15 protein-coding genes and 1 pseudogene are annotated in these 12,960 nt (G+C 27.9%); 3 read left to right on the plus strand and 13 right to left on the minus strand.

The window, feature by feature from the left end; translation table 11 throughout:
- Positions 1-3: 3 nt before the first annotated feature.
- The 8 genes from CHL78_RS09820 to CHL78_RS09855 all read right to left on the minus strand — a co-directional run bounded on the left by CHL78_RS09820 (position 4) and on the right by CHL78_RS09855 (position 7,564).
- The gene (locus CHL78_RS09820) at positions 4-819 is read right to left on the minus strand and encodes a nitroreductase family protein (RefSeq protein WP_243446412.1); all 816 of its coding nucleotides are present in this window, start codon (positions 817-819) and stop codon (positions 4-6) included.
- A gap of 146 nt (positions 820-965) precedes the next feature.
- On the minus strand, positions 966-2,372 hold the full coding sequence (locus CHL78_RS09825; RefSeq protein WP_094368320.1) for a DUF4179 domain-containing protein: 1,407 nt from the start codon (positions 2,370-2,372) through the stop codon (positions 966-968).
- A gap of 3 nt (positions 2,373-2,375) precedes the next feature.
- Positions 2,376-2,906, minus strand: a complete 531-nt coding sequence (locus tag CHL78_RS09830; RefSeq protein ID WP_243446413.1) for an RNA polymerase sigma factor — start codon at positions 2,904-2,906, stop codon at positions 2,376-2,378.
- 219 nt (positions 2,907-3,125) lie between these two features.
- Complete coding sequence (locus CHL78_RS09835) at positions 3,126-4,247, minus strand: DUF4179 domain-containing protein (RefSeq protein ID WP_094368321.1); 1,122 nt, start codon at positions 4,245-4,247, stop codon at positions 3,126-3,128.
- Position 4,248: 1 nt separating this feature from the next.
- Positions 4,249-4,809 carry a sigma-70 family RNA polymerase sigma factor gene (locus CHL78_RS09840; protein ID WP_094368322.1) on the minus strand — a complete coding sequence of 187 codons (561 nt, stop codon included), beginning with the start codon at positions 4,807-4,809 and terminating at the stop codon, positions 4,249-4,251.
- 246 nt (positions 4,810-5,055) lie between these two features.
- The gene (locus CHL78_RS09845) at positions 5,056-6,528 is read right to left on the minus strand and encodes a protein adenylyltransferase SelO (protein ID WP_094368323.1); all 1,473 of its coding nucleotides are present in this window, start codon (positions 6,526-6,528) and stop codon (positions 5,056-5,058) included.
- 172 nt (positions 6,529-6,700) lie between these two features.
- The gene (locus CHL78_RS09850; RefSeq protein ID WP_147295810.1) at positions 6,701-7,222 is read right to left on the minus strand and encodes a CarD family transcriptional regulator; all 522 of its coding nucleotides are present in this window, start codon (positions 7,220-7,222) and stop codon (positions 6,701-6,703) included.
- Between the two features lie 141 nt (positions 7,223-7,363).
- Positions 7,364-7,564, minus strand: coding sequence for a cold-shock protein (locus CHL78_RS09855; RefSeq protein WP_094368325.1), 201 nt, complete (start codon positions 7,562-7,564; stop codon positions 7,364-7,366).
- Positions 7,565-8,133: 569 nt separating this feature from the next.
- On the opposite strand from CHL78_RS09855, the pseudogene CHL78_RS09860 reads away from it, so the two are divergent.
- Positions 8,134-8,418: pseudogene (locus CHL78_RS09860) on the plus strand (IS1595 family transposase); the annotation flags it as partial.
- Between the two features lie 152 nt (positions 8,419-8,570).
- Positions 8,571-8,918 carry a hypothetical protein gene (locus CHL78_RS09865; protein WP_094368326.1) on the plus strand — a complete coding sequence of 116 codons (348 nt, stop codon included), beginning with the start codon at positions 8,571-8,573 and terminating at the stop codon, positions 8,916-8,918.
- A gap of 215 nt (positions 8,919-9,133) precedes the next feature.
- Here CHL78_RS09865 and CHL78_RS09870 read toward each other — a convergent pair whose 3' ends face one another.
- The gene (locus CHL78_RS09870; RefSeq protein WP_094368327.1) at positions 9,134-9,589 is read right to left on the minus strand and encodes a DUF6530 family protein; all 456 of its coding nucleotides are present in this window, start codon (positions 9,587-9,589) and stop codon (positions 9,134-9,136) included.
- A gap of 2 nt (positions 9,590-9,591) precedes the next feature.
- Positions 9,592-9,942 carry a GIY-YIG nuclease family protein gene (locus tag CHL78_RS09875; RefSeq protein ID WP_094368328.1) on the minus strand — a complete coding sequence of 117 codons (351 nt, stop codon included), beginning with the start codon at positions 9,940-9,942 and terminating at the stop codon, positions 9,592-9,594.
- Positions 9,943-10,173: 231 nt separating this feature from the next.
- Here CHL78_RS09875 and CHL78_RS09880 point away from each other — a divergent pair, with 231 nt between their 5' ends.
- Positions 10,174-10,887 (plus strand): DUF2087 domain-containing protein, encoded by a 714-nt coding sequence (locus CHL78_RS09880; protein ID WP_094368329.1) that lies wholly within the window; start codon positions 10,174-10,176, stop codon positions 10,885-10,887.
- Between the two features lie 158 nt (positions 10,888-11,045).
- Here CHL78_RS09880 and CHL78_RS09885 read toward each other — a convergent pair whose 3' ends face one another.
- The 3 genes from CHL78_RS09885 to CHL78_RS09895 all read right to left on the minus strand — a co-directional run bounded on the left by CHL78_RS09885 (position 11,046) and on the right by CHL78_RS09895 (position 12,960).
- The gene (locus CHL78_RS09885) at positions 11,046-11,543 is read right to left on the minus strand and encodes a CarD family transcriptional regulator (protein ID WP_094368330.1); all 498 of its coding nucleotides are present in this window, start codon (positions 11,541-11,543) and stop codon (positions 11,046-11,048) included.
- A gap of 351 nt (positions 11,544-11,894) precedes the next feature.
- Positions 11,895-12,455, minus strand: a complete 561-nt coding sequence (locus tag CHL78_RS09890) for a nitroreductase family protein (protein WP_094368331.1) — start codon at positions 12,453-12,455, stop codon at positions 11,895-11,897.
- A 70-nt stretch (positions 12,456-12,525) separates the two neighbouring features.
- The gene (locus CHL78_RS09895) at positions 12,526-12,960 is read right to left on the minus strand and encodes a MarR family transcriptional regulator (protein WP_094368332.1); all 435 of its coding nucleotides are present in this window, start codon (positions 12,958-12,960) and stop codon (positions 12,526-12,528) included.

Raw genomic sequence — 12,960 nt, forward strand, 5'->3', positions numbered from 1 at the left:
TTTTTATATATTACAGTATCCTACTATTTCATAATCTGCTGGTATTTTATAGTCCTTATCAATCTTTCCAATATTCCATTTTAAATCAAACATTGTTGTATCAATAATTACACCAAAATATAGCATAGATATACCTACGTCAATTTTGCCTTCATATGTACTTGCAAACTCGTCTTTTCTAACCACAAGTACTACCTTACCCCCATCAACTATAAATCTCCATGGCTGTCTATTCAAAGTAGAAGGCGCCATTGTTGCAAAACTAAATGCATCTAATAAGCCTCTCTCCTCTAAAACTTCTAGACTTGTACTATTTCCCCATTCATCTAAATATACTATTTTGTCTACACTCAATCTTTCTGAACTATTTTTAGACGATTTAGAAGTTCCAACATCTCCATATCCTAAAGCTAAAATAGCCGTAATATCCTTATTAGATACAATACCTAATCTTTCTTTTATAAGACAGCTATTTTCAAAGGTAACCCAACATGAATCTATTCCTAAATCTCTAGCTTTTAAAGTTAGGTGTTCTCCTACATATCCAGAATTTTCTATATAACCTTCTTTAGCTTCTGATAAGATAATTATGTAATAAGGTGCTTCTATCATATGTCCATTGTAACCTGCTATTTTATTAAGCTTTGAGTATGCATCATCTTTGCTAAATACCTTTATATAAATACTTATATTTGGCAAAAGCCTTTTTGAATTGCTTATGTATTCTATTATTGAATCAAAGTCAGATTTTTTTACTTCTTTGTTTTTAAATTCCCTTACTGATCTTTTATTAGATATAAGCTCTTTATAATTCATCATATTACCCCTCCATAAAATATATTTAGAATAAATTTATATATATTTTATACCCATCATCAGTTAAGGCAAACATTTTCACCACTTAAAAGAAGCATATCCTAAAATTTAGAATATGCTTCTCTACCAAATTTAATAATCTCCCCTATCTAATTCTTCTTTGCATTTGTCAAATCAATTTCAACAGCTTGGTCTTCTAATAACTCAAACTCATTACTTTTTGACATTTTTATTTTCTTTACTCTATTCATTTCTTCTTTATATTTATCTTTGAAAGTAATTCTACAAATTTGTTTTCTAGTATTTCTATCTATAGTATTAGTAACTAGTGGAGCTTTGTTAATATCAAAATCAAAAGTTTCTCCATTCTTATCACAAATCATTACATCCAATACTAACGAATCCCTTACGAATCCTTCTTTGTATCCAGTAATTACAATTTCATTATCTTTAAATTCAATATCTTCAATAATCCATTTACCATCTTCACTAACTTCAAACTCCATAGGTAACTTATCTATATCCTTAGCTTCTAAATCATAAGTAGATGATTCTTCGCTATACTGAACTGGTACATATTTTAGAGAAGTTATATCTTTATTCCCTCTTATAAATTCATATGATGTTGTCATAGTTCCAGATGCAGGCATAGATAATCCTTTATCTATAACCTCTAAATATTCTCCATCTTGGTCAAATAGTGCAAATCCATAATCAATTGATGGTTGCCAATCATCATCCATATCCATAATTTCTTCATTTACTACAAGCTGACTTGCAAGTGGAGATATTATAACCTTGTCTATACTTAGCTTATGATTTAACGTAGTATCTTTATCATTATGTTTATATATTCTTTTTACTGCAAAATCTTTATCTACTTCATACTTCTTAGTTGTTTTAACAGCTTCAGTTTTATCTATCTTAGTAGATATCTCCCAATTTCCCTTTTGTTCAAATATTTCATTAGTGTATACTGTTATATCAAACTTATTCTTTACTTCCTCATGACTTATATTTAACCTACGAACACATTTTAGCTCTTTATCTGATACGTACTTTGCTTCTCCTTCTATTCCAGTAGTTTCCCATATTTCTTTACCATCAACCTTGATATTTAAAAAAGGCCTGGCAAAGAAAGGTTCTTCATAGTGCTCATTTATTTCTTTTATATTTTTATCACTTTTTAGTGTGTAGAAGATATTTATATAATTGTCATCTGCTGATATACTATCTATTGTAAATTCTATATTCTTATCAGTTGTACTTAGTCCTACATTTGTACCAAGTTCTATTAGCTCATCTTTAGTTGATATATAACTAGAATCTTTATTAATATTAAAGTAGTCTATTATATGTCCAACAGCAAAAGCTGTAGTTAATGTTAAAGCTGATATAGCAGCTACTAATATTGATACCTTTAAAGGTCTATGCCTAGCAGTACTTGGTTTATCTAAGTCCTCTAATAATTTACTAATATTATCATCTATTTCTTTAGGTATTTCCCATACTTCATTTTTGCCTATATCTTTAAGTTTTCTATCAAAATTATCCATAATCTATACCTCCTCTTCATTTAGTAACACTCTAAGTTTAGACTTTGCTCTACTTAACCTAGATTTGATTGTTCCTTCTGGCAACTGAAGTATATTGCTTATTTCTTTTATGCTCATGTCTTCATAATAATATAAAACAATCACCGAGCTATACTCTTTGTTTAACTTCTCAACTACTTCTTTTAGACCACTTTCAGAGTTATCTATATGTACTAAATTTAAATCTTCTGTGTCTTCTATTAAATCAAATTTTCTACTTTTCTTTATAAGATCATAACATTCATTTGCTAAGATTCTCATTATCCATGATTTGAAACTATTAGCATCTTTTATTTTACCTTTATTTTTATATGCTTTTAATATAGCTTCACTCATGGCATCTTCTGTTTCCACATCATTTTTCAATATACTTTTTGCAAATTTGTACATAGATAATTTATTTATTTCTATCAAATTTACAAACTCTTCTTTTGTCATTTCTTTTTTTCCTATGCTTATAATTTTGTTACTTATACTAGCGCTAATACTAAACACTCTTTTATCACTCCTCTCATATATAAGACTGTATGGATTAGAGAAAGGTTCCCGTTAATTAAATTTATTTTATATATTTATTTATTTTTATAATAAATTATATTATACAAAAATAACACCCACTAAACTATGTGGATGTTATCTTTGATACTACATTAATTAAATTTTCTATAATTCTTTAACAAGAAACTAATCAAATTTATTATTTGTCACTATACACTATTTATTTAATTCAATTATTATCTCATCAAATACAATCTCTTTTCTCTCTCCTTCACCTGTTCTATCAGATGTAATATCAATTTCATTTCCATCTTCATCAAACATTACTCCTCCAGAATTATCTTTTGTGTTCATTGATAGAGTCGCTTTAGGTGTGATTATAAGTTTAGTTGCACCATCTTTTAACTTTTCAAAAGTCTTACTCCATGTCATAACTCCCTTTGTATTTCCACTTCCTCCATTATCCTCACCTTGGTATACATTACCTAAGTCATCTCTTATATCAACACTTATATCTGTTCTATCCCACTTATTCATTACTTCCTCTGAGTCTTTTTGCGTATATACTATATTCATTGACATAGGATTAATATTAATCTCTTCAATTATAGCTTCTATACCTTCTTTTTCAACACTTTGATTAACAACTTGCGTATTTCCCTTTACTGCATCTAAACTAATATTAAATTTCCATTTACCCTTTTCTTCTTTATACTCTTCAGGACTAGACCCAAAAGATGCTAATCTATCAATGTTTATCTTAAAATCAATTGAGTCTTTCTTATCTTTTACAAAATCAGATATAGTTCTAACACTCTGACCAATATAAGTATTTTCATCAACCTTTTCACATATAGAATTTCCAGTCATACCAGAAGTAAAGTTACCTTTAATTGAAACATCATCTGAAACATTCGGTTTATCACCCAAATCTCTATCACTCTCTATTGTATATGTGTATATAATAGTACTTCCATCAAATATTGCATCATTAATTGTAATACTTATACCATTACTTACCTTAGTAACATCAATATCATTAGAATTTTTCTTATAATCCTTATAAACTCCAGTCTCAAAAATATCTAGTACTGCAAATATATCCCTAACAATAGGAATATCCTTTGCATATGAAGGAAATGCCATCCCCAAGACGCTAGTAGTTATAATACCTGCGCTAGCTACAGCAATACCTTTTTTCTTCCAATTATTCTTTCTTTTAATAGAATTCTTCAACGTCTTTTTAACCTTTGCTCTTTCAATATCATTTACACTCATCTCTTCAAACTCACTTTCATCTATTTCAATATCATTTAATAATTCATAAATATCTTTCATATTAAATTACCTCCAGATTTATGTTGATTAACTTTGACCTAAGTTTTTTCTTACCTCTTGATAGCTTATTATCTACACTAGCTCTAGTAACTCCAAGCTTTGACGCAATACAATCAGATTTCATTCCAAGGAAATACTTCATAACAAACATATTCCTAGATATAGGCTCCAATGTATTGACAAGTTCAAGTAATTCTTCTCTTCCCTCTAAAGCCAAGACTTCATATTCCACAGAGTTATTATGTATTAATCTCTCATTTTCCAAATTAATTTCAGACTTTTTTATCTCTTTTCTGTAATAATCAATAGCTTTAAATTTAGCTATTGCACATATCCACTTTCTAAAATCACTAGTTTCTCCTGTAAACTTTTGTGAATTATTCCATACAGCTAAGAACACATCGTTAATACATTCATCTATTATACCTTCATTATTAAGAGGTGAAAGTACCTTGTATGTCACTCCTTTTACCAAAGGTAAATAAGTATCAACTACATACTCTAAAGCATCTTCTTTACCACTTTTTAATCTTTTTATATAATTTTTTTCATTACATTCCATACAAACCTCCTGTTTAGCGCTAAATCATTATCGTAAAAACTTTTTACACTATATATAACGAAGATAAAAATATTTTCTATCACTTTTTTTAATTTTTTATTAACTTTTTAATTCTACAATAAAAAATCTTATAAGTACATGTCACAATAATATAACAAAAAGAGCTACCTAATAATTATTAGATAGCTCTTTTTATCATTTTATAAATTACAATACTCTCATTGTGTATTCTAAATTTCTTTAATTTTATGTACCACAGTAAGTTTTATAACCACAACTTGAGCGCTTAGGTAGCTTTGTATATTCTTCTTGATCTTTAGAGTGTTCATATGGTCTTGAAATCACCTCAAGAAGTTTTCTTAAAACATTGAAATCACCTCTATCAGCAGCTTCTATAGCTTCTTCTACTCTATGATTTCTTGGAATCACTGCTGGATTAGATTTTTGCATCATCTGGTGTACTTCCTCTTTTGACTGTGGCTGTCTTGTAAGTCTTTCTTGCCATATATTATTCCAGTTGTCAAATTCAGGACTAGCAAACATTCCCTTATCTTTATTTTTATCAAATGTCAATGAAATAAAAGTATTGGTATAATCTTCACTATACTTTTCCATCATGCTAAGTAAATCTTCAATAATAGCTTTATCTTGCGCTTCTTCATTAAATATACCAAGCTTTGATTTCATTATAGATATCCAATTTGTATAGTGTAACTCAGAGAAATCAGAAATAGCTTCCTGAGCAATTTTTATAGCTTTGTCTTGATTTTCATCTATTAGAGGCAGTAAAGCCTCTGCAAATCTACATAAGTTCCACATAGCCATACTAGGTTGATTCTTATATGCATAGCGACCATTTCTATCAATAGAACTAAACACCGTGTCAGGATTATAATTATCCATAAATGCACATGGACCATAGTCAATTGTTTCTCCACTAATAGTCATGTTATCAGTGTTCATAACACCATGTATAAATCCAACAGATTGCCACTTAGCTACAAGACTCGCGTGCTTTTTTATTACTTCCTTTAGTAAATTAATATACTTATTTTCATTATCGTCTATATTAGTAAAGTGTCTTTTTATTGTATAGTCAGCTAGTTCTTTGACTTGTTTTGTATCGCCAAATCTAGCTGCATATTCAAAAGTACCAAATCTAATGTGACTAGCTGCCACACGAGTTAATATTGCACCTTCTTTTTTAGTTTCTCTGTATACAACTTCTCCAGTTTTAACTACCGCTAAACTACGAGTAGTAGGTATACCAAAGCCATACATTGCTTCACTTATTATGTATTCTCTTAACATTGGTCCAAGTACAGCTCTTCCATCTCCACCACGAGAATATGGTGTTCTACCAGAACCCTTAAGCTGAATATCATACCTTTCACCTGATGGTGTTATCTGCTCACCTATTAATACTGCTCTTCCATCTCCTAGCATTGTAAAGTTCCCAAATTGATGGCCTGCATAAGCCTGAGCAATAAAAGCTCCTTCTTCTATATTCTCATTACCTGCAAGTACTGACACACCTTCTTTAGTTTTAAGAGCATCACTATCTAATCCTATAGATTTTGCTAAAGGATAGTTGAGAATAACTAATTTTGGTGAAGTAACTGGGTTTAAATTAATTTTTGTAAAAAATGATTTAGGTAAAGTAAGATAGCTATTATCTAAATTCCAGCCCATTTCTATAATTTCTTTTTTATTAGTCATTTTGTCTCCTATTTATTCTATATTTATAATTTGTTATTTATCTTATATAAAATTAATATACCCTTATTGGTGATTAAAATAACTTTATTTCTTATATGAAATTAGATACTTTTGTAAGCACTATATTTACCCATATAAAAAATACTCATATCAATGTAGATATGAGTATTTTTTATATGACTCTATTTTTTTTAATCTCTTTTATTTTTTCATTAATATATGTTTGTACTTCTTCTCTTGGTATTCCTAAAGCAACTGAAAATTCATCATGAATTAAACCTGTAGCTATCTTCATGAATTTCTCATCTATTTGACCAAGTTTTTTGCCACTATTAATTGCATTATCTTTTTTATCATAAATACTTGATATTATAGATAATAAATCTATACACTCGTGACTTTCTAAAAACTTCTTATAGTAATTTTCTAATAGCTTTCCGTTTTTCTCGCTACATTCTACTTCTTTTATGAAAGGGATACGCTCAATTAGTTGTTGAGCTTCTTCATAGGTAATAACCCCTCTCATAAACACTCTTGTATCTATTGGTGCAAATATACTTCCATTTTCATAGATTTGCTTAAGTGTATAATAAATTTTATCTTTATTAATACCTGAGATATTGATAGAACCTACATCAATTACTTCGCATACTCCATTATTACCATAAATAATAAACTCTCCAATTTTGTACATACTTTTATAGCTCCCATCTTCCTTATATTTTACTTTATATCCGAAAATAGAATCCAACCCATTTAACTCCACTTGTATTTCTAAAGCTATACCTATAAAAAAAAGACCCCTTAATGGATCTTTCCGGAAACAATGTATATATTATAATATAGTTATGTTTTCTGCTTGAGGACCTCTAGCACCTTTAACTATATCAAAGCTTACTTTTTGACCTTCTTCTAATGACTTGAATCCATCAGTTTGTATAGCTGAGAAATGAGCGAAAACATCATCTCCACCTTCTACTGATATAAATCCAAAACCTTTTTCATTATTAAACCATTTTACTGTTCCATTATTCATAATTACTTCTCCTATTGAACCTTTATCAAGATATTCTTGAATTCATTTTGTATTTCTACAATATTTATTATAACACGAATAGAGTATAATAGCTAGTAACATTATATATCCTTTATTTATCAAGTTTTAACTTAAAATAAAGTTGTATTTTTCCAGCAGTTTCGTACTTATATTTTATTCTTTAAACCCTTTTTCTTTCATAACCTTAGAATTAAAATACCTAAAATACTTAAGTTTAAAGAGAGTATCAAATGTTTTTTTCAAGATTATATTCTCCACCCTAAAGCGGAGATATGCTGTTTATTTTTCCTATAATTATCCTTCTAACTTATAAGGCTTTATGATTTTAAACTTAATAAATCCTTTGGCTATGTTAGCTAACTTCGTGATTATCTATATCTAAAATAAGTTTTAATATAGATATTAACTGCATTTCAACTAATTTATAAAAAGGATACCTAATATTATGCCTAAAGTAGATATAAAATCTATGATAAAAGATTTAAAAAAGAGTTAATTTCAGTAGCACAAGAAGTATTAAGTAGTTTATTTAATTCTTCTGAAATTAGAGACAATGTGCAGAAGAAGTTGGTGTAGGTGTTGAAACATCTTTTATATGCGTCATAGGATACTAGATGTAATTAATCTGCCATTAAAAAATGATAAAGTTGAAGGTATAGTTGAAGTTGATGAATGTTTCATTAAAGAGTCTTTTAAAGGTGGTCACTCCAAAATCACTACATTTGTGATGCCTTGGAAGCCTAGAAAAAGAGGTAAAGATAAACACGATAAGAAGAAAAGAGGAATTTCAAAAGAACAGGTTTGTATAGAAACAGCAATTGACCGAATCAAATATATGCTAGTAAATGTAGCGACTAAAGATACATATGTAACTAGAACTACTATTTTGAAATTGGAAAATAATCGAATATTATGTATAATGTAATCAAAGTTCACAATTGTTATACATTGTAAATTAGACAGAGGTTTGTAGGGGGAGGCATTTATGAAAAAAATACCTAAAATAATATGGGGAGTTATTTATTCTATAGGAACTTGTATTACACTACTTCTAAGTATTATATCATTATCACGCTCAGATACCATAATCAATCCTGATGCAATGATTTTTTTTCAACTATATGAACAAGCGTTTATATTACTTGCATTTGGAGCTATTCCAATGGTAATTGCATGTTATATGGTATGTAAGGTTTATGAAATGAAAAATAGTCACAATTATAAAAGAAATAGTATGATTATATTTATTCCAGGAATAATTTGTGTGAGTTGTTCAATTTTTATGCTTGGTTTATTATTTATAGGAATGATTAACTCATTTATATTACATTAGAAACGTCAAAAATGAGTTCGCTAAATCCCAATTTATCGGGTGGATTTGATAGACAGTATTAATATATTACGAACAATTTATAGTAAATTAGATAAATAGCCACATCTTAGAATTCAATATATTGGAAATACTAAGGTGTGGTTATTCTTATGCTATATTTATCATGAAGAGGGCTAATATAGCCAAGCCTTTTTAAAAGGATACTAATCTATTTATTAATATCCTAACTCTTCTAATGTTCTTGCTAAGACTCTAAATCTTTCACCTAATAATTCACCTTGTCTATTTAACTCATCTGAAAAAGTGAATATATCTTTATCTAAATCCTCGTTATCCTTACACACAGTAATATTCATTGCATCACCTTGCATAGCTACACGATTTATTATTGGATTTTCTTCGTTATAAAGCTTAGGCATTCTGTATGCTTCTCTAAAATGTAAACTTGCCTCACACATTAATATAACAAGATCTATTGCTCTATTTATTGGCATATCTTCAAAGTTACCTTCTTCTTTTAATATTCTAGCTAACAACTCAAGTTTGTTGGTATCTTCATCTTTTCTAAATCCTAATTCTAGTTCTTTTACATCTGAGTTATAAGCTCTTTGCCCATCTACTCTTTCGTAATTATCACATATTATAACTGGTTTAAATTCTTTATTTTTCATAATTATATCTCCTCTACATTTTTATTTTTAAATCTATCTTTACACATATCTCTTAATATTTTTAAATCCTCACTGTAGTCTATTTTGCTTTCATCTTTATCATACTCAAGTATTTCGACTACTTTTATCTCAAAGTTTTCTTCTTTATTTTCTTTCCAATCTTTTTGAAGCTTTTTGTTTCTGTGTGAGTTTGCATTTAATTTAAATCTATCTCCGTTTATTGTTGCTTTTATATTTTTATCGCATCCAAGGTAAACTGTATTCGTATTTATAGATTTAAACATATAAACTCCCATATCAGGCTTCATTTGTTTGTATTCTAATAATAATTTTTTCTTTCTTAATGGATCCATTTTTTACCTCCTATTTGTTAATTCACTCATGCAAATCATATATATCATAGATTTCAAAGTGTTTTTGACTGACAGCACAGTTTATTATATAAATATTTTTTCATTTTGTCTACTATTTTATAAACTTATTCATTTTTTGTTTGTTTATTTTTAGATTCAGTTTTATTTTATCTCGTTTTAGTTTATAATATAAATATAATTTACTTTATAGAATAGAAAGGATTTATTTAAATGAATAAAGAGTTTGAAAAATACAAAAATGGTTATACCTTTGAAGATAATATCTATAGTTGTATATTTTGTGATATGTCTTTTGAAGAAGGTATAATTTATCCTTATAAAGAACGATTTGAAGATGCTAAGCATGCTATTACTCGCCATATAAAAGAAAATCATTGTGGATCTCTTAATGCACTTTTAAACTATGATAAAAAAGATATCGGATTATCGGAAATACAAACTGAAATAGTAAGGTATTTTTCTAATGGATTATCAGATAAGGATATTGCTGCTAGAATGAATTTGTCAGCTTCAACGGTTAGGAATCATAGATTTAAATTAAGAGAAAAAGAACAACAAGCTATTAAATTTTTAGCTATTATGGATTTACTAAATAATCAAAAAGAGCAAGTTCTACCTCCTCCTGGTGTTACCGAGCTTGATGAAAGATATGAGATTACTCAAGATGAGAAAGAAAAGGTACTTAAAGCTTACTTTACTGAAGAAGGTAAGTTGACTGAGCTTCCTAAGAAGGAAAAGAAAAAAATTATTATTTTACAAGAAGTATGTAAACAATTTAATTCTTCACAGAATTATACTGAAAAAAGTGTTAATAATATAATTCAAACTATTTTTGATGATTATGTTACTGTTCGTAGATACTTAATTGAGTATAATATGATGAAAAGAACTGAAGATGGAAGTATATACTGGATTAATTCGTAATAAATATTTTCCTGTATCAAAAATGCTCATATCAATTCTGATATGAGTATTTTATATTTCTTACTATGGTTATATACTAATTCTTGGAGTTAACTACAAGTCAACGCTTTTTAGATACACTTTCATAAGTTTTTATTAAAATATTGTGTGAAAATACTTTATTGAGGTATTTGACTTGATATATATGAGGTCACATCGTTAGGAGAAATGTTTAAAATAGTTGCAAACTCTTCATTTAATAATCTTTCTGCTTCTTTCATAATATCATTGTCTGCTTGAGGTGATTTTTTACCTATAGTTTTTGTATATTCTTTATTGAAATATATACTTCTTATTATTTTAATTAATTCCTCACATTGTCCACTTTTAAGCATTGTTTTAAATTGCTGACTTCTTATTTTTTCATTATCTATCCATGAGGTTTCCATATTAGGTATATCATTTATTAGTGAAGCAACATCTTCTTTAGATATTATGTTTCTCATTAGAATTTTATTATTATCTACAGGCGTTTTTATTATTGTACTATCAGAATAAATAGGGCTTAGCACATAGTATTCTCTTTGAACATCATTTATTAATTTCTCCTTAGTTATATCTAAAACTTTGCATACTCCTGTCATTCCATACATTATATAATCGTCAACATTAAACATTAAAGCCTCACCATCCTTAATAAAGTAAAAAAGTAGTTTTGACAACTGGACTTATGTTATCAAAACTACTCGTTGTATTATTATTTTACCATATTCTAAAATTTTCATGTAAGTAAAACTTTTGTTATTATCTATCTTCTGGTTTACATATCTTTATCCTATTTAATATCTTCTATTGACTTTCTAATTAATCCTGCAAGATTTATATCATAATCATTTTTTTATTTTGTGATATAATTACAAATTATTCTCCAGCATATACAAATAACTTATAAGACATATGTTAAGCCATATACTGTTTTATAAATTAGTATATATTATCTAATATACTGTTTTATAAATTAGTATATATTATCTAATATACTGTACTGAGTTTTCTTTTCGTTTTGGAGCATTGGTAGTTTTGACATCCTTATATCCAAATACTGCTGCATGATATGGTGTATATCCTTGTGGGATATTTAATTTTCTTTTGTATTCTTCTCCTTTTTCACTATCAAATAATACACCGATAAACTCTGCCCAGCAAGAACCTATCTCTAATGATTCTGCTGCAATCAGCATATTTTCCGTTGCTGCTGAACAATCTATTAAAGAAAGAGATTCCTTACTTTCTCCTGAAACTAAAATAACTGTTGGTGCTTCGTAAAAACAATTGAATTTATCGTTATTACCCATTTTTCTCATAAATTCATCCAAAGAGTTCTTTGCCACACTTTTAGCTTCTATATTTAACTCTTCTATTAATTCTTTATTTTGTATAACTGTAAAATTCCAACTTTGCTTATTATGACCACTTGGTGCGTATATACCAGCCTCTATTATAGCCTGTAATTCTTCTTCTTTTATTTGTTCAGATTTAAACTTTCTTGTAGACCTTCTATCTTTTATTACCTGTAATGTACTTCTCATACTAATATCTCCTTTTTATATCACCTTACTTATTCGTACGTGAACGAACTAATTTCTCTAAAAAAATGCCCTAGAGCACTTTTTCAATATTCATCAAAGCTTTTTTTATATTTTTTTCAAAGATTAATTTTTCATCTTCATCAAATTTCTCTAACATTAAATTTAAAATTTCATTTTCTATAGTTTTAAGCTTATTTTTTATGCGTACCCCATCTGGGTTTAAGCTTACATATACACTTCTTTTATCTTCAGCGGAGACGCATTTATTTATTAAACCTAAATGTTCATATTTATTTATAATATCAGATAAAGAAGATTTTGATATTTGCCATATACTAGATATTTCACTAAAAATCAAAGGACTTCCATCCTTAGGAAGTATATAAAATAACAAAACATGATTTTGCAATATAGGCAGTCTTTCTTCTTTTATTCTCTTTGAAAGAAATTTATTAGAAATAGTGCTAATTTTATTTATATCAGTAAATATACAACCATTTTCCAT

The organism is Romboutsia weinsteinii (assembly GCF_002250835.2).
Lineage (GTDB): Bacteria > Bacillota > Clostridia > Peptostreptococcales > Peptostreptococcaceae > Romboutsia_A > Romboutsia_A weinsteinii.

Bases quoted from the DNA above. Each gene is read 5' to 3' on its own strand.
- CHL78_RS09820 (WP_243446412.1), bottom strand. From the start codon at position 819: ATGATGAATTATAAAGAGCTTATATCTAATAAAAGATCAGTAAGGGAA.
- CHL78_RS09825 (WP_094368320.1), bottom strand. From the start codon at position 2,372: ATGGATAATTTTGATAGAAAACTTAAAGATATAGGCAAAAATGAAGTA.
- CHL78_RS09835 (WP_094368321.1), bottom strand. From the start codon at position 4,247: ATGAAAGATATTTATGAATTATTAAATGATATTGAAATAGATGAAAGT.
- CHL78_RS09840 (WP_094368322.1), bottom strand. From the start codon at position 4,809: ATGGAATGTAATGAAAAAAATTATATAAAAAGATTAAAAAGTGGTAAA.
- CHL78_RS09845 (WP_094368323.1), bottom strand. From the start codon at position 6,528: ATGACTAATAAAAAAGAAATTATAGAAATGGGCTGGAATTTAGATAAT.
- CHL78_RS09850 (WP_147295810.1), bottom strand. From the start codon at position 7,222: ATGTACAAAATTGGAGAGTTTATTATTTATGGTAATAATGGAGTATGC.
- CHL78_RS09855 (WP_094368325.1), bottom strand. From the start codon at position 7,564: ATGAATAATGGAACAGTAAAATGGTTTAATAATGAAAAAGGTTTTGGA.
- CHL78_RS09865 (WP_094368326.1), top strand. From the start codon at position 8,571: ATGAAAAAAATACCTAAAATAATATGGGGAGTTATTTATTCTATAGGA.
- CHL78_RS09870 (WP_094368327.1), bottom strand. From the start codon at position 9,589: ATGAAAAATAAAGAATTTAAACCAGTTATAATATGTGATAATTACGAA.
- CHL78_RS09875 (WP_094368328.1), bottom strand. From the start codon at position 9,942: ATGGATCCATTAAGAAAGAAAAAATTATTATTAGAATACAAACAAATG.
- CHL78_RS09880 (WP_094368329.1), top strand. From the start codon at position 10,174: ATGAATAAAGAGTTTGAAAAATACAAAAATGGTTATACCTTTGAAGAT.
- CHL78_RS09885 (WP_094368330.1), bottom strand. From the start codon at position 11,543: ATGTTTAATGTTGACGATTATATAATGTATGGAATGACAGGAGTATGC.
- CHL78_RS09890 (WP_094368331.1), bottom strand. From the start codon at position 12,455: ATGAGAAGTACATTACAGGTAATAAAAGATAGAAGGTCTACAAGAAAG.
- CHL78_RS09895 (WP_094368332.1), bottom strand. From the start codon at position 12,960: ATGGAAAATGGTTGTATATTTACTGATATAAATAAAATTAGCACTATT.